Raw genomic sequence first — 23,616 nt, forward strand, 5'->3', positions numbered from 1 at the left:
TCCCTATGAACCACACAAAAATTTTGGACTTTTTAGCTATTGGAGTGGGTCCATTTAACCTTGGTCTGGCATGTCTCACAGAATCTATTGATGAATTAGAAGGTGTTTTTCTAGATAAAAAAGAAAAGTTTGATTGGCATCCCGGGATGATGCTTCAGGACACCACGTTACAGATTCCTTTTATGGCGGATCTTGTAACGCTCGCTGATCCTACCAACCCATTCAGTTTCCTTAACTATATGAAAGAGCAAGGGCGTATGTATTCTTTTTACATAAGAGAAAACTTCCTTGTTTTGAGAAACGAATATAACAAATACTGTCAATGGGCTATCAAAAAACTCCCTAATGTTCACTTTAGTACAGAAGTAAAGCATATTCAATACAGCGAACAAGAAAAATGCTATATTATTACCGCTACCTGTACTCAAACAAGTGACCTGAAAATATACAAAGCAAAAAAGTTAGTCTTTGGAACCGGAACGGTTCCTTATATCCCTAAGTGTTGTTCTTCTCTTAAATCACAGGCTGTTCATTCTTCTGGTTATCTATATCACAAAGAAGAATTACAGAAAAAAAAGTCAATTACCGTTTTAGGAAGTGGTCAGAGTGCAGCAGAAATATTCTATGATTTATTACAGGATATCGACACTATTGGTTATGAATTAAACTGGATAACCAGATCGCCAAGATATTTCCCATTAGAGTATTCAAAGTTAACACTGGAAATGACATCTCCTGAATATGTTGATTACTTCTATAACCTTCCTGAAACCAAAAGAGATCATTTAATTTCTAATCAAAAGCACCTCTACAAAGGAGTGAATCAAGATCTGATAGGGGCTATTTTTGATTTGTTATATACCAAAAAACTTATCAAGGATGATATTAAAATCCAGTTAAGAACAAATTCTGAATTAAAGAAGGCTTCTTTTGACACTGAACAAAACAAGTTTAATTTAGAAATACATCAGACAGAGCAGGATAAGCATTACAGACATCTGGTAGAAGGGCTCGTACTGGCGACAGGATATACCTATAAACAACCAACATTTATAGAAGATATCGAAAATAGAATCCAGTGGGATCAGAAAAACAGATATGCCGTTAACCGTAACTATAGTATTGATACAAAAGGAAACGAAATCTTCGTGCAAAATGCTGAACTACATACCCATGGGTTTGTTACTCCGGATTTAGGGATGGCTTGTTACAGAAACTCGTACATCATAAAAGAAATTACCGGAAAAGAATACTATCCGATAGAACAAAAAATAGCATTCCAGCAATTTGAAGTAACGGAAGATGAAGAAATCCAGGTAAGTAATGCTGTAAATCCGTCTTAACAATAATATTACGCCAACCATGCAGAAGTACAAAAGCTTGCAGTTATCAGATTTTTATTCAAACCATAGCTATAGAATAAAAAGTATTTTTTCTTCTTTTGACTGTCAAGCTTTTTACTTCTTTTTTACAAAACATCAAATTACACAATCATCCGTTTCTCCTAATAAACAATAAATCTTTCTTAACTCTTTTACACAAAATGAAAATCAAGTCGTTTTTGATATTTATGACTTTAGTAGCAGTTCTCTGCGACTATATGTTACATCCTTTTTATCCTCAGTTTTTTGAAGCTCGTTTTGGTGTTACCGACCCTAAATATGTGGGATATTATTTTGCTGCTATATGTGCAATGGTAATGATCTCATTCCCTTGCTGGGCATATCTTTCTAAACGAGTTGCAGAACTTAATATATTAGTATGTACTCAATTTATCGCTGGTATTCTGGCCTTATATTGCTATTGGACGACATCTTATCTCAATTTTTGGATTGTATCATTAATCATGATTCTTTTTAAAGGAAGTTATCTCTTGGTATATCCTTATATTCTAAAAACAATTACCCGAAAAGAGCATACAAATACGATCGGACTACTATCAGTTGTTGTTCATTTAGGAAGTATTTCAGGAGCTGTCATCGGAGGAATTGTTGTCGACTTTCTGGATGCAAATAATATTTATCTGATCAAGGCAATTGGAGATTTCTTATTAATGGCGACCAGTATATTTTTACTAACCAGCAATATTTCCAAAACAAAAAAAGAAGACGCTTCCAAAAACCTTCCCGAAAATCAGCGTTCTCCTAAAGGTTTTGTACTAAAACTGGGACTTATTTTATTGATTTTATATTTTAGTTCCGCATCTATTCGCCCATTCTTCTCTAAATACTGGGAATTTTTATCGGTATATGACAGTAAAATCATTTCTGGATCCATATATGCTATTCCTGGACTAATGGCATTAATTGCATTATGGTATAATAAAAGTAAATCATCAAAAAAGGGCAGTTATGAAGGAATCATGTCTTCTATTTTTCTGGGGATTATTGGGTTATTACTCCAGGGAATCCCTCATGAAGCTTTAGTTATTGCAGGACGTGTCATTTATGGATGGGCTATATTTCATATCGTTGTTAGAATGGAGGTATTACTCTTTACTTTCAGTACCAAAGAATCCTATACTACCGATTATAGTAAAATTCATTTTTTCAAAAACCTGGGAGTACTATTGTCCTCTTTTTCGATAGGGATCCTGGTAGATAATTACGGACTAAGAATTCCTTTTTTTACAGCATTAATCGGATTCGGAATCACAGTCAGCTTATATTATATATTTTTTAAAACAGAGCTAAAATCGAATCAAAAGAAATTAGCAAAAGTATCATAACCTCTTGTCTATTTTTAAAACCTAAACCGATGTTCTCCTATTTTCCTATCAAAATTACAACACCTCTTTTATCAAGGAACGGAGACTCTCTTTTAATGTATTACACAAGTACCCATACCCCGTCTTGTAATCATTATAATTTGTATACACTTATAAACCTACAATTATGAATCGTATTTCACCCAAACAAGCTAGTGTGCATTTAACCCCCAAGCATTGGTATAAAAGTAATCGACATCTGATAAAAAAGGCAATATGCGAATTTTATCATGAATTATTAATCAAACCCACCATTGTTTCTTCTTCAAAAAATGGATGGAACACCTATGAATTAGCCGTAAAGAACAGCACTATTAAATACACATTTGATGCTAAGCTCTTACACTTACGTCATCTTTGGATTAAAGATGATTCTTTAAGAAAAACAGACAATAATCGTCCTTCAGAACTGGATGTAGTTTCATTTTTCAAGGAGTTTAAAAGTGACTTAGGAATTGATGACGCCAGATTTCCTGTCTACCTGGAAGAAGTTATAAGCACACTCCACGGAAGTATTTATAAATTATCTTCGGACAACCTCACATCGGATGAGTTGGTACATGCTGATTTTCAAACTATCGAAAAATCAATGACCGAAGGACATCCGGGTTTTGTAGCTAATAATGGACGAATCGGTTTTGATAGCACGGATTATCAAGCCTATGCTCCTGAGACTGGAAAAACATTTTCGCTTATTTGGTTAGCTGGACACAAAGACCACACGCATTATTCTGCAAAAAAAGAATTGCCATATAAAATCCTTATCGAACAGGAATTAGGAAAGGATACAATAACTCGCTTTAATCAAATAATAACAGAAAAAGGGCAACATCCCGAATCATATTATTTTATCCCCGTACACCCCTGGCAATGGCACAATAAACTAGTCAATATATTCTCCCCTCAGATTGCAAAAGGAGATTTGATTTTTCTAGGTTCCAATCCTGATCAATACCAACCACAACAATCAATCAGAACCTTATTTAATATCAGCAACCCTCATAAATTCTATACAAAAACAGCCTTATCTATTCTGAATATGGGCTTTGTCAGAGGGTTAGCGATGTATTATCTGGAATCCGCTCCTAAAGTTGCTGCCTGGCTAGAAGAACTACTCTATAAGGATCCTTATATAATAGAAACAAATTTCAGAATGCTTAGTGAAATCGGAGCTGTTAGTTTTATCAATCCTTATTTTGAGGCGCTTGGTCCCGAGAGCGAATACAACAGACTATTGGCTTCATTATGGAGAGAAAGCCCTACGAATATGATTAAAAGAGAGCAAAAATTAATGACTATGGCTGCTTTTTTACATATTGACACCAACGGAGAAGCCTTCCTACCTAAACTCATAAACGCCTCTGGTCTATCAATCGATGACTGGCTCAGAAGTTATCTCAAAGCATATTTAAGCCCATTTATTCATTGTTTTTACAAATACGATCTTGTGTTCATGCCACATGGAGAAAACCTGATCATGGTTATGGATAACAATGTTCCAGTAGGAAGTTTTTTAAAAGACATTACAGATGAGGCTACAATCTTAAGCCCAGATATTGATGTTCCTGAAGAAATAAAGCGTATATACGAGGTCGTTCCGGATGATATTAAAATACTTTCTTTCTTCATCGATATTTTCGACGGTTTCTTCAGGTATATGGCACACATACTGGAAGAACATGCTGCTTATGATCAAAATAATTTCTGGAGAATAGTCGCTGAAAATATTCAACAATATCAAGAAAGACACCCTGAGCTAAACGATAAGTTTGACCATTATGACCTTTTTGCCGGAGAGTTCCAGTTATCGTGTTTAAACAGGCTTCAACTAAATCAAAATCGTCAAATGATTGATATGCATGATGCGGTATCTCAATTGCAATTTGTAGGAAAATTACAAAATCCCATAGCGATTTTTAAAAAGGAAAATACATTCACCAACTAATACAGAGGATTATGTCAGCTAAGAACGTCATCAATACTAATTATAAAAATAATACTCCCGCTGTTGTATACACCAAAACAATAGAAGGATTAGGAGATATTAGTCTTCGACCTATGCATGTCGCTTCTGATATCAAAACAATCCACGAATGGGTTACACAACCTTATGCTGCTTTCTGGGGGATGGAAAAAAACACATTGGAAGAAGCCACGACAATCTACAATGATTTACTTGCGCTTCCATACCACGATGCGTTTATCGGGATACTAGATGGTGCCCCTATCTTCTTAATGGAACGCTATGAGGCTTCTAAAGATATCATCGGATCATATTACAATGCATTAGCAAATGATATTGGAATGCACATATTAGTAGGTCCTCCTACAAAAAGAATCCCTTCTTTTACCTGGAATATTTTCACTACTGTTATGGAATTTCTTTTTTCTGATCCAGCTACAAACAGGGTTGTGGTAGAACCTGACAGCAATAATAAAAAAATCCATGTCCTGAATAAAAGAGCCGGGTTCAAATACCAAAAAGAAATCCAGTTACCACATAAAAAAGCACATCTGGCTTTTTGTGAAAGAATTGATTTTGAAAAAGCTATCAAAACCAATGCTGCTACTATTTAAAACCTAAACCAAACAACTAATGAACACTGTCAATACGATATATGAGCAAGAAATAACCCCACACCTTATACCCGAAATCTGGGAAAAAGTAAATCGCTTACATACCCGAAAAATTCTTAGTGAACTTGCTCATGAATTAATTATAACCCCCGAATTACAACAAACCAATAACCATTGGGGACATTACAAAGTGATCGCTGATACTCCTGAGATCACGTATACTTTTAAAGCCAAGAAATACGCATTAGATCACTGGCATATTGACCCCAAATCAATTACAAAATATCATCACAAAGAAAAGCAACCTCTGGATTCTCTTAAATTTATTATTGAATTCAGGCATACACTGGGGATCTCTGATGAAATGCTTCCTACTTATATGGAAGAAATCACCAGTACATTGTTTAGTGCTGCTTTTAAATACAAGAAAGAAACATTTGATGCTGCTTCTTTAGTACATCAAGATTTTCAGGGGATCGAACATGCAATGACAGAAGGACACCCTTGCTTTATTGCCAACAATGGAAGGATCGGGTTTAACACCAAAGAATTTTTAGCTTACTCTCCAGAAGCTGACCACCCTTTTCATATTATCTGGATTGCGGGTCATAAAGAGAATGCTAGTTTTTATTGCACAAAAGAGCTCTCTTATCAAAAAGTGATGGCTCAGCAATTAGGAGAAGAAACGATTACTAGGTTTAATACTACATTAATTGATAAATCACTTTCTCCAGAAGCATATATATTCATTCCTGTTCACCCATGGCAATGGAATAATAAAATAACCACTGTTTTTTCACAGGATATAGCGAATCAATCCATTGTATATTTAGGAGAAGGTCCTTATCGACATTCTGCTCAGCAATCCATTCGATCACTGTACAACCTCGACCACCCAAAAAAGTTTTATACCAAAACTTCTTTATCCATTCTCAATATGGGATTTATGCGAGGGTTATCACCGTACTATATGGGGAGCACCCCCCCAATTACCGAATGGATTTCTGAGCTATTAGATACTGATTCCTACCTTAATAAAAAAGGGTTTACCATGCTTAGAGAAGTTGCTACAGTCGGGTATAGAAACCTGTACTTCGAACCTCTTGGAAAAACAAAAGCACATAATAAAATGCTCTCTGCTCTCTGGAGAGAAAGTCCTGATACCAAAATCCAGGAAGGGGAACAGCTAATGACCATGGCAGCACTCCTGCATCAAGATAATGAAGGCAATTCTTTTCTCAAGGAGATTATTAAAGCCTCCCCAATCAATACAGAAAGCTGGGTACAACAGTATTTATCTGCTTATTTAGCCCCGCTTATCCATTGCTTTTATAAATACGGTATCGTATTTATGCCTCATGGAGAAAACTTGATTCTAGTCATGAAGGATCACATTCCTGTCAGGGCTATCATGAAAGATATTACAGAAGAAGTAATTGTGTTCAATGATCAACTAACACTCCCTGAAAAAGTACAACGACTGTATACAGAAACCACTGATGAAATGCAGATTCTATCCATTTTTACAGATGTATTCGATTGTATTTTCAGGTTTATCACCCCTATTCTGGATGAACATTGCAATTATCCTGAAACATTATTTTGGAAACAGGTAGCTATTTGCATTCATAAATACAAACAAGCTCACCCGGAATTAACCCCTAGATTCGAACGTTATGACATCTTTGTCAAGCAATTCAAAAGGTGCTGTCTTAATCGTTTACAATTAGATAACACCAAACAGATGTTAAACCTGGCTGCCCCAATCGAAAGCCTAAAACTGGAAGGCACTCTGGAGAATCCAATTGCACCATTTCGGAAATTATAAATTAACACATCATTTATGAGCACCACACTTTCTATACATCCGATCAGCCAACTCATACGAAAGCGAAGAACAACCTATGCGAGTAATTATATCTCAAAAGAGATTCCTAAAGAATTGATTGAGGAAATTATTACCAATGCATTATGGGCTCCAACACATAAAAAAACGCAACCCTGGAGATTTATTGGTTTATCCGGCAAACATCAGGAGGTATTTGGACAATATATGATGGAATATTATAAAGAGCGTTTATCAGAAGAGCAATATCCTCCATCCCGCTATCAATCGACGATAGAATACCCTAAAAATGCAACTATGATCGCTATTATATTTCAGCGAAGCCAGCGAGTAGAAATTGCAGAATGGGAAGAGATTGCTGCGATTTCGTGCGCTGTTCAGAATATGTGGCTTTCCTGTACTGCTTTGAATATAGGATGTTACTGGGATACCTGTGATGCTGCTATTGAATATGGTAATGCCCTCGATCTAAAAGAGCACGAACGCTGCCTCGGGATTTTCTATATGGGATATATACAAGAAGAGTCTCAAGAAAAACGAAAACGGAGCACCTTGAAAAGAAAGTTGGTTTGGGATATCAAATAAGGGGGATTTTCCCAAACTAACCATAGAAAGCACATCAGTTTATTAATGATAACGCCAACATTATTAATTGATGTGTCTTTCATTATATCAAACAACTGATACTTCTAATTTTCTAAATTTCTTTGGTGTTAGTTTATTCATTTTTTTAAAAGCAGCGGTAAAATGCGTTGAGTTTTTATACCCTACCAGTTCCGAGATTTCATAAATAGGCTTTTTTGTATGAATCAACAGCTTCTTTGCCTTTTTCATTCTTTCGTGAATGGTATATTCAAAAATAGTCTTTCCAAACACCCGTTTAAATTCTTTTTTCAGGATAAAATCATTCATTCCTACCTGTCTGGCCAATTGATGAATCGAATATTGAACAGTTAAATCTGCCCCAATAATAGCTTGCACCTGGTATACTTTTTTTACCAGATTATCTTTATTAGACATGTCAATACTAATCGTTTTGATCAAATCTAATTTCATCGATAACAATTCTAATATTTTTGACTCGAGGAATAATCGTTTTAAAGCTCCTGCTTTTTGATCCGAAAAAATATCTGTAAGAACTCCTTGTGTTTTAGCGCAAATCGGTTCTATAAATTTAGTTCCCAAGTGATCCAAGTCATACTTTGCCTTGATAGAAAAATCTTCATGAAGCCCCCGATTCGTTATAAAATCTGAATTCATCCGTATTTTGATTTCCTTCAGGTATTTATTTTTATTGTATAAAACAGTACCAGAAACTTTTGATAAATACACCAAATAGCTTTCCTGACTTTCATATATAATATCCTCTTCCCTTCCTTTTACCTTTATAATCTGTTCCCCATTAATTAAATACGAAAGCTCTAAAAAATCCTTTATTCCATACTCATCTTCCTTAGCATCTTGCTTTAATAATACGTCGAATATATAGATACTAAATCCATCGAAACTATAATATTCTAAGTATCCATCTCCAAATTCTTCCAAAAATTTGAAGTATTTTACTTTCATCCCCCCCAGAAAATACTCATTAATCAACACATTCATAGCAGATATAGGAACCCTATCTTCCTCTCTTACACAGGTACTTTCAGACAGTTCTTTTTCCCGTCTTTTTTTTTCCATAATGCGTCATTTTAATCTTTTTACAGACACTACTTTTGCAATGAAATTTTATTTAGATCAAATATAAATAATAAATTAAGTTTTGTTTATAAAAATGTTGAAATTTGTAAAAAGAAATGCCCCTTCGTTTCTTTTCTTTCTGGTTTCTGTTGCTTTCTCGCAAAGTAAAATTACCGGAACAGTCACTGACGAGAATGCAACTCCAATCCCTGAAGCGACTATTCTTATTAAAGAAATTAATGGCAAAGGAACGGTCAGTAATTTTAATGGTCAGTTTTCCTTAGAACTACCAAAAGGATCCTACACACTGGTTACCAGCTATCTAGGATTCAAAAGCACTCATACCAAAATCGTCCTCTCTGAAGGAGATCAAAAGGAAATTACCATTGCTCTAAAAGAGGATATCAATCAGCTCAAAGATGTGCATCTTACTGCCAAAACAGGAGCTTCCAAAGTTAAGGAGCAGGCTTTTGAGGTAGAAGCGATACAGATAAAAGGATTAAAAAACATAAGTACAGATATCAATGCTGTACTACAAACAGTCCCTGGTGTTAATATCAGACAAAGCGGTGGTTTAGGTTCTGATTTTAATTTCTCTTTGAATGGGTTATCAGGAAAACAAGTAAAGTTTTTTATTAATAATATCCCACAAGAAAATCTGGGAAGCTCTTTAACTTTTAATAACTTCCCTGCTACACTAATCGAAAGAGTAGAGGTATTCAAAGGTGTCGTTCCTATCTATTTAGGCTCAGATGCGATGGGAGGTTCCATCAATATCATTACGAATAAGCATAAGAATAATTTCTTGGATGTTTCTTATGACGGTGGGTCTTTTAATACACATCGGGCAACTTTGAATACACAATACTACAGCAAAACCGGTTTTAAAATCAACCTTTCTTCCTATTATAATTATTCGGATAATGATTATACAATTGATGGAATTCTGGTAAGAGACGAACTCGGAAATGATACAGGAGAAAGACGTAATAATGTAAGACGGTTCCACGATGCTTATGAATCTCAAATGATCAATATACAAGCAGGAATTGTTGATAAGAAAATTGCTGATGAACTTGCGGTGAGATTTATCGCATCCTCCAACAATAATGAGATACAACACTCGATAGATCCGGAGCAACCATTTGGAGAAGTTTTTGAAGAAAATAATGTAAAACAAGCGGCTATCATCTATAGAAAATCAAAACTCTTTAAAGAAAGGTTAAAATTAAATCTATATGCTTCTATTGCTGAAAACAGAGATAGAACTGTAGACACAGCATCCAGAAGATATGACTGGTTTGGTAATTTTAAAGTAGATGAAAGTAATGGAAATGTAGCAGGAGAGTTTGGAAGAGACAAAACGCTCTTTGAGTTCAAAGACAATATTTACATGATTAATTTTTCTTCGAATTACGAAGTAAATGAAAACAGTTCTGTAAGTGTTAATTATACGAAAAACTACCTCAGAAGAAGAGGAAAAGACCCTGCAAAATTAGATGGCATCCCTTTTGAAACCCCTCATATTCTTGATAAAAATATACTAGGTCTTTCATACGATATCTCCTTACTTGACAATATGTTAAATACTTCTCTTTTTACCAAGGGGTATATATTACAATCCGAAGGTGTCAAAAACACAGAAAGACATCAAATTAGTTTAGAATATTTCGAAAACAGATATGAAAAATTAGGGTACGGAATGGCTTCCAGCTATAAAGTCACAAAAAACTTCTTACTTAAAGGATCCTTTGAAAAATCCTATAGAATCCCTGAAGGATACGAAATGTTTGGAGATGGATTACTACTAGAATCAAATCCATTTTTATTACCAGAAGAAAGTTACAACGGTAATTTAGGTTTTATCTGGGACCTAAAATGGAACGACATCCGAGTTAATATCGACAGCAATTTATTTATACGGGATGTTAAAAACTTAATGGTTTTAACATCTGAAGGGATTTACTCCAGATATAATAACTATGCCGAAACAAATAATATTGGTATTGAGAGTGAAATAACAACCTCTTATAATGATTTCTTTTTTTCGGTAAATACTACTTATCAAAATATAAAGGACAAAAGAATAGGTGAACGTGTCGCCAATATCCCATACTTTTTTGGGAATCTGAGAACAGGATATAACTTTGAGGATCTATTCTCTGACCATGATAATTTATCCCTCTCTTTTGATTCCTATTATGTACATGAATTTCCTTTTATGTCTTTTAGTAATGGAAATCCTTCTAATAGGAGACATATACCCGAGCAGTTATCACACAATGCTCAATTAGGATATTCTTTTAAAAAAGGACAATACAACATTTCTGTACAAGCGAGAAATTTTACAGATGCTGTTGTTAAGGACAATATGGATATACAAAAACCCGGAAGGGCATTCTATGTAAAATTCAGATACTTCATATCTAATAAAAACAATTGACAATCAGTAAATTAAAAACAAAAAGATGAACACTAAAAGAATTAATTGGAGTAAAAGCATACTTCTGCTTTTAACTATTTCGATAATCGCTTTCTCTTGTAAAAGCGATGATGATACAGTCGAACCTGATAAAGGACAATATGTTGTTAGTTTTCAAGCTAACCCAATTGGACAGAACAGACCTGTAGATTACTTACTAACACTTCCTTCAATAGAATCTCTTACTACCGGTGAAATTTCTGTAGAAGGCAAAGGAATTGAATTAAAAGGGTGGAATTATTTCCACGGTGCCAATAATACCATATTCACTACCCAATATACTGCTTCAGGAGTAACAACAGCATACCAATTAAACGAAGCTGGAAAATTAACTGAAGTAAATAATTTTTCTACTCCAAGTGCTCCTATGAATTTCATTAATACTGATGATAAGAAAATGATCGCTGTAGAATTGTTAGGTTCATTAGATGATCCTAGTAAAGGTATTCCTAACAGGGATTTCAACATCATTAATACTGACAATGGTATGCTCGAAAAAAAGGTCAACCATGCAATAGACAGTAATGACGGTAAAAATGAAGGTCCTGCATATATTCCATGGGTAACCGGAATGGTTCAAAACGGAGGAAAACTATTTGTTTCATACCATAAATTACCAGCAGCAGGAACATATAACCCTATACAAGTAGAAGAAAAGGCACATGTAGCAATCTTCAAATACCCATCTTTCGAATTTGAAAAGCTTATAGAAGATGATAGAACTAGTCCAATTGGTACTAATGGTCATGTAAACGGAATTGAAAAAACAGAAAATGGAGATATCTATTCGTATTCTTCTTCTGCTACAACTTGTGCATTAGCTGGAGCGACAAAACCTTCTGGTATTTTAAAAATTAAAAATGGAGCTACTACCTTTGATCCTGATTACTTTTTTGATGTAGAAAATGCTACTAACGGAGGTAAAATCTTTTGGATGGATTATGTAGGAAACAACAAAGCACTAGCAAGAATAATTTTGGATGACACTATTGGTCCTTGGGGAGTATACAATGAGCAAGGTCCTTTCTTTAAACTAGTTGTTATTGACCTAGTACAAAAAACAGTAACAGATGTTCAAGGATTATCTCCTCATGCCAACCGGTATACTGCCCCTTTATTTGTGGAAAATGGAATCGCATATCTAAGTAGTCGAGTAGGAGGAATGCCTATAGGTCCACCAGTTAACGGAGATATTAAAGATGGAACATCTCATATTTATATCGTAAACCCTGAAACTGCTACAGCAACTAAAGGAGCGAAAATAAACGGGCTTTCTATCAAAGGTATTTTTAAGATTTCTAACTAAATCTCTTTTTATAACTCCTGATACTTTGATGTATCAACCTATACCCCCCTTTGAATAGGTATATTCAAAGGGGGGTATTTTTATATTTCCTAAAAAAATCAAGAATGATCAAATAAAAAAACCACCTCTAAAATGAGGTGGTTCCATTAAAAGTTCAAAGTCTCTTGTTTGTGTGTTTAGTATAACGCTCTTAATGCTGTTATATCAGAACTTGTAAATTCTCCATCTTCTCCGGATCCAAAACATGCTAACATAATAGAATCTGCTCTATCTGAAGTTGGAGTTCCTGGAATTAGAATAGCTCCAACACCTGCTTGCCCTTCATTACTGTTTTGACCACAGCTCTGACGAGATCTCCAGTCTTGGTGGCGGAACCCTATACAATGTCCTATTTCGTGACCAATTACATGCTCATTTACATTGTTTCCAAAGCTACTAGTTCCCTGATTTATCTGAATCCACTTATATGCTCTTCCTCCACTTGGGAATCCAGCAGATCCTCCGCCTCCAGATTGGTTGTTATTGTAAACAACCATATCTGCGGCTTGATAATTTGTACCAAAAGTCAGTCTAAAATTCAGAGAAGTACCTATTCTGTTATAGTTATTAACAGCCCATTGTAACCCTGTTCTCATAGTACTGGTAAGTGCATTTCCCGAACCTGTATACCCAAGGATATCAATCGTACGGTTTGCTCCTGATACCAGATTACTGGTTCTATACTGCTTTTGTCCATCAGCAAGTGCTTCCAATTCTTCTAGTTTTTCTAATCCTGCACGAGGAATTTGAATATCACCAGAAACCAGGTACGCTTGCTTAGTCCCATCCAGATGTGCTATTTCCTCAATAGTTACATCATCTATATTAACTCCCATATCAAACAGCTTAGTTAATTCTGCTTTTGTAGGAGTTAATGCAATCTCTTTCTCTTGTTCACTAGCTAGTTCTTCTTTCTGACAGGAAGTTGTAAAACCTGCAACAATAGCGCATAGCGCTAATAATTTGATTCTTTTCATCTTAATAAGTTGAGTTTGTGTAGTTATCTAAATATTATCCTCAAAAAATGAGGTTTTATTCAGCCACAATAAATTAATATTGCTTCGAACTTTTTAATGGTTTGCGTTTTCAATATATAACATTTTTTCCAAAAAATAAGTTAATTAATTATCTTATACGCATTAAAAACAAGCAATATTTGAATTATACACAATAAAACGCTTAAAAAACAAGACACACTTTTTTTTATAATGCACATAAATTCGACAAAATACATGGCTCCCACAAACAAATGTTAGTTTAGTCCCTAGGATTACTAGACTATTAAAAAAAAAGGTTCTCTCTGACAGCAGAAAACAAAAAGTAGTATTTTTCTTTCAAATGTTAAATTTTTATGTTTTGCGCCTTTTTTTTATAAAAAACTGCAAACAAAACACGATTTCCCCATGAAAAAGAAAAGGCTTAGCAGTAATTACTGCTAAGCCTTTTTGTTATTTTTATTATGTTTTTCCCGTTATTATATAATCTCTGCGCTAAGTCCTTCTTCCAACAACTTAGAACACCTAGGTACTAAATCATCATAATTTCCTGTTTTTACTGTGCACTTTCCTGTATAATGAACTAATAAGGCGCATTGCTCTGCCTGCAACGGTGTATGTTCACATGTGTAGATAAGTGTTTCAATCACATGATCAAAAGTGTTTACATCATCATTATACAAGACAATCTCGTTATTAGGTTGCTCAGTTGTTTTCTCCAGAACTTCCTCTAATACTTTTTCCTGAGTACTCATAACATGTTTTTTATACAAATATAACATTTAGAAAATAATGTTGTTCTGATTTAAATTCATTTTAACACATAACTTGATGAAATCCAATTATTTCTATCCAATTTATTAACAAACGTTAAACCGTTTTTCTCACACTCTGCCGTAATCATCTCTAAATCTTCTTTATAGAAGCCACTCAGAAATAGACAACCTTCTTTATTCAGTGATTTTGTATAGGCATGTATATCTTTTAGTAAGATATTCCTATTAATATTAGCTATGATTACATCATAGGTTTTTCCTTCTAACAGGGAAACATCTCCCTCAAAGGCAGTAATTCGCTGGCATTTATTTCTTTCTATATTTTCACGAGTGTTTAAATAGCACCAGTTATCTATATCGATTGCATCGATATTGCCTGCTCCTCTCATTTCTGTCAGGATTGCTAAAACTCCTGTACCACATCCCATATCTAACACCTTTTTACCTTCAAAATTATGAGTCAAGATATGTTGTATCATCATATGTGTTGTCTCATGATGTCCTGTCCCAAAAGACATTTTGGGTTCTATTACAATATCATATTCCGCTACTGGCTTATCATGAAAAGGAGCTCGCACACTACAGATATTATCAACGATGATGGGTGTAAAGTTTTTCTCCCATTCTTTATTCCAGTTTATCTGTTCTATCTCCTTAAACGTATATGTTATTTCAAACTCATCCGATTGCAATACATATATATCGGCTAGTATTCCTTCATTCCATTCTTCTTTCTGGATAAAGGCTTCTACTCCTGTCGGAGTTTCTACAAAACTTTCAAAGCCAGCATACCCTAGTTCTGCTATCAAAATTTCTGTTGCTGGTTGTAATGGAGATATCGTAAAATAATATCCCAGATATATAGTATTACCTGACATTGTTTTTTCTGTTTTAAAAAAAGCAAAAATACTCTTTTAGGCTATAAAAAAACAATCTACAAACCTTCCTATACGGAAAGATTTGTAGATTATCTATATTATGATAAATGAAGTTTTTTTTAAAAGGCATTTGCTATAGCTGCAAAACTATCCACATCTAATGAAGCTCCTCCTATCAATCCTCCATCAACGTCTGGTTTTGCAAAAATCTCAGCAGCATTTGCCGGTTTTACACTTCCTCCGTACAAAATAGAAATCTCGTCAGACACTTCTGTTCCAAATTTTTCTTTGATTACATTTCTAATAAAAGCATGCATTTCCTGTGCTTGTTCAGGAGACGCGGTTTCTCCTGTTCCTATTGCCCATACTGGTTCATATGCCAGGATTATATTTTGCCATGAACCTTTATCAAGGTGAAAAAGGGCTGCTTTTAATTGCTCTTCCACTACCTGAAAATGATTGTTACTTTTTCGTTCTTCCAGTTCTTCTCCAAAACAAAAAATAACCTGCATCTTATGCTTTAAAGCGGTAGTTACTTTTTCTGCCAGCACCTCATCTTTTTCTCCAAAATACGCCCTGCGTTCACTATGTCCAAGAATAACAGTGCGTACTCCTACACTAGTTAGCATATTTGCTGATATTTCTCCTGTAAATGCGCCATTCTCTGCCTGATGCATATTTTGAGAGGCTACTTTAATTCCTGAGTCCTTTAATGCTTCTAAAGCATATGGCAAATTGATAAAAGTAGGTGCTACAATAATTTCTGTTCCTTGGCGCTCCTCTAATTTTGTTTTTAATCCAGATAGTAAAGCGCCGGTTTCTTCCAGATTGTTATTCATTTTCCAATTTCCGGCTACTACTCGTTTTCTCATTAATTACTAATTTAGGTGTGGTTAAAATTTAATTTCTAATTGGTTATATTTTTACTCTTGGATCAAGCCATTGATAAATCACATCCACAAAGATATTGATTAGAATAAACATAGTGGCAATGATTAATACAGCTCCCATTATTATAGGTAAGTCCAAGGTATTCAATGCATCTACAATTTCTTTTCCGATTCCGTTCCAGCCAAATATATATTCGACGAACACCGCTCCTGCCAACATGGAAGCAAACCAGCCCGAAATAGCGGTTACTACCGGGTTCAATGCGTTTTTTAAGGCGTGTTTTCTAATAATTTGATACAATGACAAGCCTTTGGATCTGGCAGTTCTTATATAATCTTCCTCCATTACCTCCAGCAAAGAGTTTCTCATCAATTGTGTAACTACTGCAAGAGGACGAATTCCTAATACCACTGCAGGTAATAATAAGTTTTTCCATTGCAGGTAAACCCCTTCTCCAAAATCATCAACCTCATATAAACTTCCTGTCATATTGAGATGGGTATATTCTTGCAGGATATACCCAAAAAGCCAGGCGAAAATTATAGCACTAAAAAAAGAAGGAACACTCATACCTATAGTACTAATCAGCTGAATTAACTTATCTCCCCACTGATCCTTGGTCAAAGCACTTATCACTCCCAGAAATACCCCTAGTATAATTGCTATCAAAATAGCACAAACAGCGAGTACAATTGTATTGGGCAAGGTCTCTCCTATAACTTCGCTTACTTTTTTCCCGTTTTTCTGAAATGATTCTCTTAAATATGGAAATTTAATCACTATACTTTTTCCTCCTAGCGTAAACAGTTTCTTTCCTGTATATTTTTTAGAGTCAAAAAAAGAAAAATCTTCTTTTTTTACATCGTGTACCGACAACGGCGATAAATCATTCAGATAGTATAAATACTGGGTAAATAACGGCTGATCAAATCCATATTTTTTTCTAACTGCCTTTAATTGTTCTTCATTTTCATTTTGTCCCAACATCATCTGAGCAGGATCTCCGGGAAGCACATTAAATAGCATAAAAATAACAGATATTACCCCCAAAAGGGTCAATATCGCATATCCCATTTTTTTTAAATACTTCAACACAGTCTACTGTTATTTATGAATCCAATTCCTTGCTATCTACATCCTTTTTTCTAAAAATTCAGATCCTCGACATCATTCCAATGAAGCTTATCAGTTATAGTTCCTTTGTTCAAGGTTATAATTCCCGGATTCGATCTTACAATCGTCTTTAATGCGGTTTCATCTGTACTGTAAAAATCAAAATCCAATTGGTGTTTTTCTTTCACTCTATTAATAGCTTCCGGTACAGAAGCGGTCAATCCTATTACCGTGTATCCTCCTGACAATGCTTTATCTGTTATTTTTTTTATTTGAGCAAAACCGGGAGCTTCACTTTTGGATAAGTTATAGGCTACTACAATTAACAAACGATCTTTTGCTAAAAACGTTGCTGTGTGGTCTACTCCTTCTTTTTCGATTGCAAAATCATGAATTGGAGGTTCATACCCTTCTTTTATTAGCTCTGTATCAACTTTGATAAATTTACCATCTACCTGAGGATAATCTCCTGACGTGATTACAACTTTTTCTTCTCCATTTACATCAAACTTCCATTGATATTCGAATTCTGCTTCTGGAGCTCCTTCCGGAATTTCCATTCCTTCCTGAATATTCGTCCCTATTTTATAAGCCCTAAAATCAAAAGCTGGCAAATGCATTAGTACATGATACGCAAACCACAAACACAATGAAAAGGCTACAAAAACAATCCACTTATGTATTGCTACCGGCTGAATTGGTGTGATATATTTCTTTCCTAAAAATAAAACAATAATAAAAATAAGCAGTATTACATCCTTAGTAAATGATTCCCAAGGAGTCAAGGGTAACGCATCTCCAAAACAACCACAATCAGTAACCTTATTAAAATAGGCTGAATAAAATGTCAAAAATGTGAAAAACAAAATCATCCCCATTAAAGACCATAAGGTTATTTTTGGCAGGTATCCCAGTAATAAAGTAATCCCTACAATGATTTCAAATATTACGATTAAAACAGAAAGCATTAGTGCATAAGGAATCAAAAATTCCATATTCAATACTCCTTCACTAAAGTATTCCTGAAGTTTATATGAAAACCCCAGCGGGTCATTAAGCTTAATAAATCCTGAAAAAAGGAACAATACTGATACAAAAACTCTGGAAAACCAAACTAAATACTTCATATTTGACGGTATTAAACTTTGTTAAAAACAAACAAGATACTATCTGTTTTTTCTTTTGATAAAGTAATTAACACTAATTTATTATTTTCTAACAATCTTTTGCTTTTCCTAAGTGAATCATTGCAAACACGGCATAATTAATCATATCCTGATAATTAGCATCAATCCCTTCACTAACGAGTGTCTTTCCTTTATTATCTTCTATTTGTTTTACTCTTAATAATTTTTGCAAGATCAAATCAGTTAAAGAGCTTACTCGCATATCCCTCCAGGCTTCTCCATAATCATGATTTTTATTCATCATCAGTTCTTTAGTGATCCCTACATGCTTATCATATAACTTTTCTGCTTCGCCTGGTGATAAATCTGGTTGGTCTGCTATTCCTTTTTCTACCTGCACCAATGCCATCACACTATAGTTGATAATTCCGATAAATTCAGAAATTTCTCCTTCATCTACTTTTCTTACAGCATTCTCCTGTAGACTTCTGATGCGCTGTGCCTTGATAAAAATCTGATCTGTCAATGAAGGTAATCGCAGGATTCTCCATGCACTTCCGTAATCTTTCATCTTTTTTACAAACAAATCTCGACATTGATGTATAATCTTGTCGTATTGTATAGATGTATCTTGCATAAAACTATTGAATTTTGTGTAAATTTCGCGCTATTATAGCAATTAAAAAAATCATCATACAAGTTTAATTAATTCTATCGGATTCAAACGCATAACAAGTAACCATGACTATCAACTGCAAAGGCACACTTATCGATCTTTCTTCTCCAAAAGTAATGGGAATCTTAAACCTCACTCCTGATTCTTTCTATGACGGAGGATTTTATAAAAATGAAACACTGATTCTTAAACAAGTAGAAAAATTATTAAACGAAGGAGCTAGTTTTATTGATCTTGGCGCATATTCTTCCAGACCAGATGCTACTCATATATCGATTGAAGAAGAGAAAAAAAGAATACTTCCTATTATCGCATTACTGCTCAAAAAATTTCCTGAAGTACTGTTGTCTATCGATACTTTTAGAAGTGAAATTGCTCGACTAAGTATTGAAGCCGGAGCAGCGATTATTAATGATATCTCAGCTGGAAACCTGGATAATCAAATGTTAAAAACAATAGGAAACCTTCAGGTTCCATATATTATGATGCATATGAAAGGAACTCCTCAGACTATGAAGTCTTTGAATCAATATAATGACATGATCAAGGAAATTCAGTTTTATTTTTCAGAACGGGTTGCTGCTGCCAGAAAAGAAGGTATTCATGATCTTATTATTGATCCCGGGTTTGGATTCGCTAAGAACCCACATCAAAACTTCTCTCTACTCAATCAATTAGAGTTATTACACACACAAGGATTACCTATTCTCGCAGGGGTTTCCAGAAAATCAATGATCTACAAAACACTGAACATATCTCCCAGCGAAGCATTAAACGGAACAACATGTTTGCATACGATCTCCTTATTAAAAGGAGCATCCATTCTGAGGGTACATGATGTAAAAGAAGCTATGGAATGTATTGCCCTGACAAATATGCTCCAGCAAAAAGATTAATACGTTACTAATCAACTGAATACGATTCTTTCATAAATCAATACTACTATATAGATACCTATCTTTATGGCAGGTCGTCTCATGTCCTGAAACAATATACGGTCTAAGAAAGTGTTTTACAATTTCTACAATTGAACGTATTTATGAAGCAACTCCTCTCATACAAGTACATGAGATATATTTCAGGAAATGAATATTAATTTCGAACTCTCTTTCTGAACATTTAAATCTTGACTCATTGAGCAAAAAAATCAAAGAAACCGGGTAATATTCTTCTTATTCCCACACTGTATTGTTAGAACGATAAGCCTCGAAAAAGCATAATCAACTATCATCGTATTAAAATGTATGTTTACACAATACCTATACTCCAATGAATGGATTGATCAGAACACTTATATCACTTCTTCTTTTATCTTTTATTTCAAGCTGCACAAAGACCAATAGTGATCTCACTGATATTAGTTTTTCATACTGCTCTTATTCAGATAATTCAAATCAATATACGATCAAAACTATAGAGAAAATTCCTTTTCATATATCGGAGAAGGTAAATATTCATTTTTTTAAAGGGACAATATGGATAGCCTTAAAAATAACAAATCATAGCCCAAGCAGAAAAACGCTTATTATACATAATAATGACAGAATAAATCGGAATTACAAATTCTATAAACTCGACTCGACGATAAACCAATTGCATTCTTTAAACACTATCAAAGACATCCAATATAACGACGATCGTTTTTTTAATTTTTCGAAACCCAATTTCAGGATTGTTCTGGAACCTCATGAGCAAGGAACTTACTATATACAAACCAGCAATAATGGAAAAGTAGTTCGGGCAACTCCTTACATAACATCCCTACAGGAATTTATCAAGATTATATATTGGGATACTATTGAAAATATTTTCTTCTATGGGATGATGTTCATTATCTTTTGTATTACTATTTTTTACTGGATTATATTGAAAAAAAAGCTCTATTTATTCTATACTTTATACATTCTATTCACCTGTTTTCTTTATATAGGTTTTGACGGTTATTTATACGGTCATGACCTTCCCATCATTATAGTTGAGCATTTAATTTTTGTTTTTTACAAGTGTAGTATTTTTTTTCTCATCATATTTAGTGCCCATTTTTTAGGAATCAAAAAAACATATCCGCAGTTTTATTTATATCTAAAATGCTATACTGTAATCGTGATAACAGGATTGTTAATCTATCAATTACTTTTTTGCTCTACTCAAATAGGAAAAATACATATCGTTGAATATGGATTTGGGGTGGGGTGGTTATTACTACTATTATCAATGATTATTAAAACTGCACAGAAACAAAAGCAAGAAACAATACAATATGTATTAGCCATGTCATTTGCCTTATTTTTTGTTAGTATCGGAATCCTTAATATCTGCATCGTTTCCGATGTAACAGGCAATACTTTTTTTAAAATTGGAACCACCTTTGAGTTTATAATTTTCACCTATTCCACAGCACATATCTTGGGTAAGAAAAGCAACAAAATAAAGCAGTATATCCGACATCAAAGTATTTTGGAAAACTCCAATATCAAGCTACAATCAAAACTTTATCAGGTCAACAACACCAAAATTAAAAAAACCGATTTTTTGAATATTTTTAAGTTACTCGAGTCTAATCTCACAAATGAAGGAGAATGGGCAAGTTTTAAACAAAAGTTTCAGGAATTAAACCCTCATTTTTTGTCTAATTTATATGAGAAGCATCCAGAATTATCCAAAAATGAAATCAGATTACTCACACTCGTAAAAATAGGGTTTACTCAAAAAGAGATTTCGAATATGTTGTTTATCACAGAGGGAAGTGTAAAAAAAGCAAAGCAACGGGTAAGAAAAAAAATTGCTATCAGTACTAATGTTACCCTATCAAACTATTTATCGATTTTTTAGCATTCTATCATCACTCCTCCTAAAAAAACCTCTTATTTTTAAAGTATTACCCCTATTGTCCCCTCTTTTGTCTCCCCTGTAAAAAGCATATTTACTCTGCTTTCTTTATAATTTTGATCTCACTGGAATTCTAGTAAAAATATTATCAAACAAAAAACTGATAATCTATTGAGGCAGCCGAAAATCATATAGAGTAGGCATCACCATTTTTTTTATAATCAAACAATTCATGAAAAAATTAGATTCGTTTACATCAAAAAAACTCGTCTTAGATATGAATAATATCCAGGGAGGATTATCTCCTGCAGCAGCAGCTAGACGTAATATCAGACATTGGATATCTAGAACGGATGTGGGGCATGGACCATCAAATGACTGGCCCGGACACGGGAACCTTGGATGGCTTTCCGGAACCCCTGCTAATCAAGCTCTTCCCGACAATGATCCCTTTGGAAACATATCGTTGGATACTAATTAAGAAAAAGCCTTCCCTGATTTCTTTGATCAGGGAAGGCCTCTAAAATATAGATAACCGATGAAAATAGGAATATTACTAAGTCAACAAGGAGATCCCTGCGGTCATGAAATATATCAATGGATCATATCTTTTGGGCATACCCCTGTAGCTATCTATGAAAAAGAAATATTAGAAAATGAAGCGCTTTTCCTTCATATATCGACTACTTCATTTGAGTTTCAGATTACAGATCTCCATGGAAATACATTTGATTTTACTGAAATAGATTTCTTTTTTCAAAGGACCTGGTCCTCTGAAAGAATAAAAACAACCAACAATGTGATAATTTCTGAAGAAGACAGTTTTAAATCTATAGAAATAACAGCTATCAGAGATTTTATTTTGAGATGGCTAAAGCAGCAAAAAAAACTCATAGGTTATAGTAGTCATCTTTCCAAAAACAAGCTAAGTCAGTTGTTAGTTGCCAGAAATTCAGGGTTTAAAATACCTCAAACTATCATAACCAAAAAAAAGAAAGACCTTCTATCTATATTTAAGAAAAAACAAATTGTTACCAAATCTATCCAAACAGAGTATATCAGTAAAGAGTCAGATGGGTATCGCACCAATTATTCAACAATTATAGATATTAACGATCTACCTGAGGAGTTTTTCCCTGCACTTTTTCAATCCAAAATAGAAAAAATATTAGAGTTAAGAATTTTTTATTTTTTGGGGGAATTTTATAGTGTAGCGATGAAACCAAATCGTAATGAGAAAGAAGTAGATATTCGCAAACTTTTGGCTAGCGACAGAACTATCAATTACCCTTATCAGCTCCCCAAAAAAATCGAAGGCTGCATAACTCTTTTAATGAAAACATTGGAGTTAGACATGGGATCATTAGATGTCATTCTTGATGTCGATCAAAATTATGTATTTCTAGAAGTTAATCCCCATGGACAAATAAGCATGGTTTCACAAGGTTATGGATACCCGCAGGTAGCAGAAAATATCGCAACGGCATTAACAAATAAAAACGGGCATTTCCAAAATGAAAAAATCAACAGTAATCATCGCACAAAACACGTCCGAACCCTTCAAAAAAATAAGAGTTTATGACAGAAGAATTTATCATAAGGGACTAAAAACATCCGCTTTTAGCTCTTCC

Annotated in this window: 20 protein-coding genes; 12 read left to right on the top strand and 8 right to left on the bottom strand. The window is 34.2% G+C overall.

What is annotated here, in order from left to right; translation table 11 throughout:
• Positions 1–5 precede the first annotated feature (5 nt).
• From HN014_RS01720 to HN014_RS01740, 6 genes are all read left to right on the top strand, one after another.
• Entirely contained in the window at positions 6–1,343 is a 1,338-nt protein-coding gene (locus HN014_RS01720; RefSeq protein ID WP_176027186.1) for a lysine N(6)-hydroxylase/L-ornithine N(5)-oxygenase family protein, read from the top strand.
• A gap of 227 nt (positions 1,344–1,570) precedes the next feature.
• Positions 1,571–2,728, top strand: a complete 1,158-nt coding sequence (locus tag HN014_RS01725) for an MFS transporter (protein ID WP_176027187.1) — start codon at positions 1,571–1,573, stop codon at positions 2,726–2,728.
• A 166-nt stretch (positions 2,729–2,894) separates the two neighbouring features.
• A complete protein-coding gene (locus HN014_RS01730) occupies positions 2,895–4,712 on the top strand; it encodes an IucA/IucC family siderophore biosynthesis protein (RefSeq protein ID WP_176027188.1) in 1,818 nt (605 codons plus the stop codon).
• Positions 4,713–4,723: 11 nt separating this feature from the next.
• Positions 4,724–5,344, top strand: coding sequence for a GNAT family N-acetyltransferase (locus tag HN014_RS22540; RefSeq protein ID WP_217704358.1), 621 nt, complete (start codon positions 4,724–4,726; stop codon positions 5,342–5,344).
• A 19-nt stretch (positions 5,345–5,363) separates the two neighbouring features.
• Entirely contained in the window at positions 5,364–7,172 is a 1,809-nt protein-coding gene (locus HN014_RS01735) for an IucA/IucC family siderophore biosynthesis protein (RefSeq protein ID WP_217704359.1), read from the top strand.
• 15 nt (positions 7,173–7,187) lie between these two features.
• Positions 7,188–7,775, top strand: coding sequence for a nitroreductase (locus tag HN014_RS01740; protein ID WP_176027189.1), 588 nt, complete (start codon positions 7,188–7,190; stop codon positions 7,773–7,775).
• Positions 7,776–7,862: 87 nt separating this feature from the next.
• On the opposite strand, the gene HN014_RS01745 is transcribed toward HN014_RS01740, so the two are convergent.
• Positions 7,863–8,873 carry a helix-turn-helix transcriptional regulator gene (locus HN014_RS01745; RefSeq protein ID WP_176027190.1) on the bottom strand — a complete coding sequence of 337 codons (1,011 nt, stop codon included), beginning with the start codon at positions 8,871–8,873 and terminating at the stop codon, positions 7,863–7,865.
• 94 nt (positions 8,874–8,967) lie between these two features.
• Between HN014_RS01745 and HN014_RS01750 the strand changes: the two genes are divergently transcribed.
• Positions 8,968–11,316 (top strand): TonB-dependent receptor, encoded by a 2,349-nt coding sequence (locus tag HN014_RS01750; protein WP_176027191.1) that lies wholly within the window; start codon positions 8,968–8,970, stop codon positions 11,314–11,316.
• A 25-nt stretch (positions 11,317–11,341) separates the two neighbouring features.
• A complete protein-coding gene (locus tag HN014_RS01755) occupies positions 11,342–12,661 on the top strand; it encodes a DUF4374 domain-containing protein (protein ID WP_176027192.1) in 1,320 nt (439 codons plus the stop codon).
• 176 nt (positions 12,662–12,837) lie between these two features.
• On the opposite strand, the gene HN014_RS01760 is transcribed toward HN014_RS01755, so the two are convergent.
• The 7 genes from HN014_RS01760 to HN014_RS01790 form a co-directional block, all read right to left on the bottom strand.
• On the bottom strand, positions 12,838–13,677 hold the full coding sequence (locus HN014_RS01760; RefSeq protein WP_176027193.1) for a M57 family metalloprotease: 840 nt from the start codon (positions 13,675–13,677) through the stop codon (positions 12,838–12,840).
• 497 nt (positions 13,678–14,174) lie between these two features.
• Entirely contained in the window at positions 14,175–14,450 is a 276-nt protein-coding gene (locus tag HN014_RS01765; protein ID WP_176027194.1) for an ATP-dependent Clp protease adaptor ClpS, read from the bottom strand.
• Between the two features lie 56 nt (positions 14,451–14,506).
• Entirely contained in the window at positions 14,507–15,349 is an 843-nt protein-coding gene (prmA, locus tag HN014_RS01770) for a 50S ribosomal protein L11 methyltransferase (RefSeq protein WP_176027195.1), read from the bottom strand.
• A gap of 119 nt (positions 15,350–15,468) precedes the next feature.
• Entirely contained in the window at positions 15,469–16,221 is a 753-nt protein-coding gene (gene tpiA / locus HN014_RS01775; protein WP_176027196.1) for a triose-phosphate isomerase, read from the bottom strand.
• A 43-nt stretch (positions 16,222–16,264) separates the two neighbouring features.
• Positions 16,265–17,335, bottom strand: coding sequence for an ABC transporter permease (locus tag HN014_RS01780; RefSeq protein WP_176027197.1), 1,071 nt, complete (start codon positions 17,333–17,335; stop codon positions 16,265–16,267).
• A gap of 50 nt (positions 17,336–17,385) precedes the next feature.
• The gene (locus tag HN014_RS01785) at positions 17,386–18,480 is read right to left on the bottom strand and encodes a BT_3928 family protein (RefSeq protein ID WP_176027198.1); all 1,095 of its coding nucleotides are present in this window, start codon (positions 18,478–18,480) and stop codon (positions 17,386–17,388) included.
• Between the two features lie 88 nt (positions 18,481–18,568).
• Positions 18,569–19,117, bottom strand: a complete 549-nt coding sequence (locus HN014_RS01790; RefSeq protein ID WP_176027199.1) for a DUF1599 domain-containing protein — start codon at positions 19,115–19,117, stop codon at positions 18,569–18,571.
• Positions 19,118–19,221: 104 nt separating this feature from the next.
• Here HN014_RS01790 and folP point away from each other — a divergent pair, with 104 nt between their 5' ends.
• The 4 genes from folP to HN014_RS01810 all read left to right on the top strand — a co-directional run bounded on the left by folP (position 19,222) and on the right by HN014_RS01810 (position 23,567).
• Positions 19,222–20,052 carry a dihydropteroate synthase gene (gene folP, locus HN014_RS01795; protein ID WP_176027200.1) on the top strand — a complete coding sequence of 277 codons (831 nt, stop codon included), beginning with the start codon at positions 19,222–19,224 and terminating at the stop codon, positions 20,050–20,052.
• A 373-nt stretch (positions 20,053–20,425) separates the two neighbouring features.
• A complete protein-coding gene (locus HN014_RS01800; RefSeq protein WP_176027201.1) occupies positions 20,426–21,988 on the top strand; it encodes a 7TM diverse intracellular signaling domain-containing protein in 1,563 nt (520 codons plus the stop codon).
• 229 nt (positions 21,989–22,217) lie between these two features.
• Complete coding sequence (locus HN014_RS01805; protein ID WP_176027202.1) at positions 22,218–22,466, top strand: hypothetical protein; 249 nt, start codon at positions 22,218–22,220, stop codon at positions 22,464–22,466.
• Between the two features lie 57 nt (positions 22,467–22,523).
• Positions 22,524–23,567, top strand: a complete 1,044-nt coding sequence (locus HN014_RS01810) for a hypothetical protein (protein ID WP_176027203.1) — start codon at positions 22,524–22,526, stop codon at positions 23,565–23,567.
• Positions 23,568–23,616 lie beyond the last annotated feature (49 nt).

It is taken from the genome of Aquimarina sp. TRL1 (assembly GCF_013365535.1).
Classification (GTDB): domain Bacteria; phylum Bacteroidota; class Bacteroidia; order Flavobacteriales; family Flavobacteriaceae; genus Aquimarina; species Aquimarina hainanensis.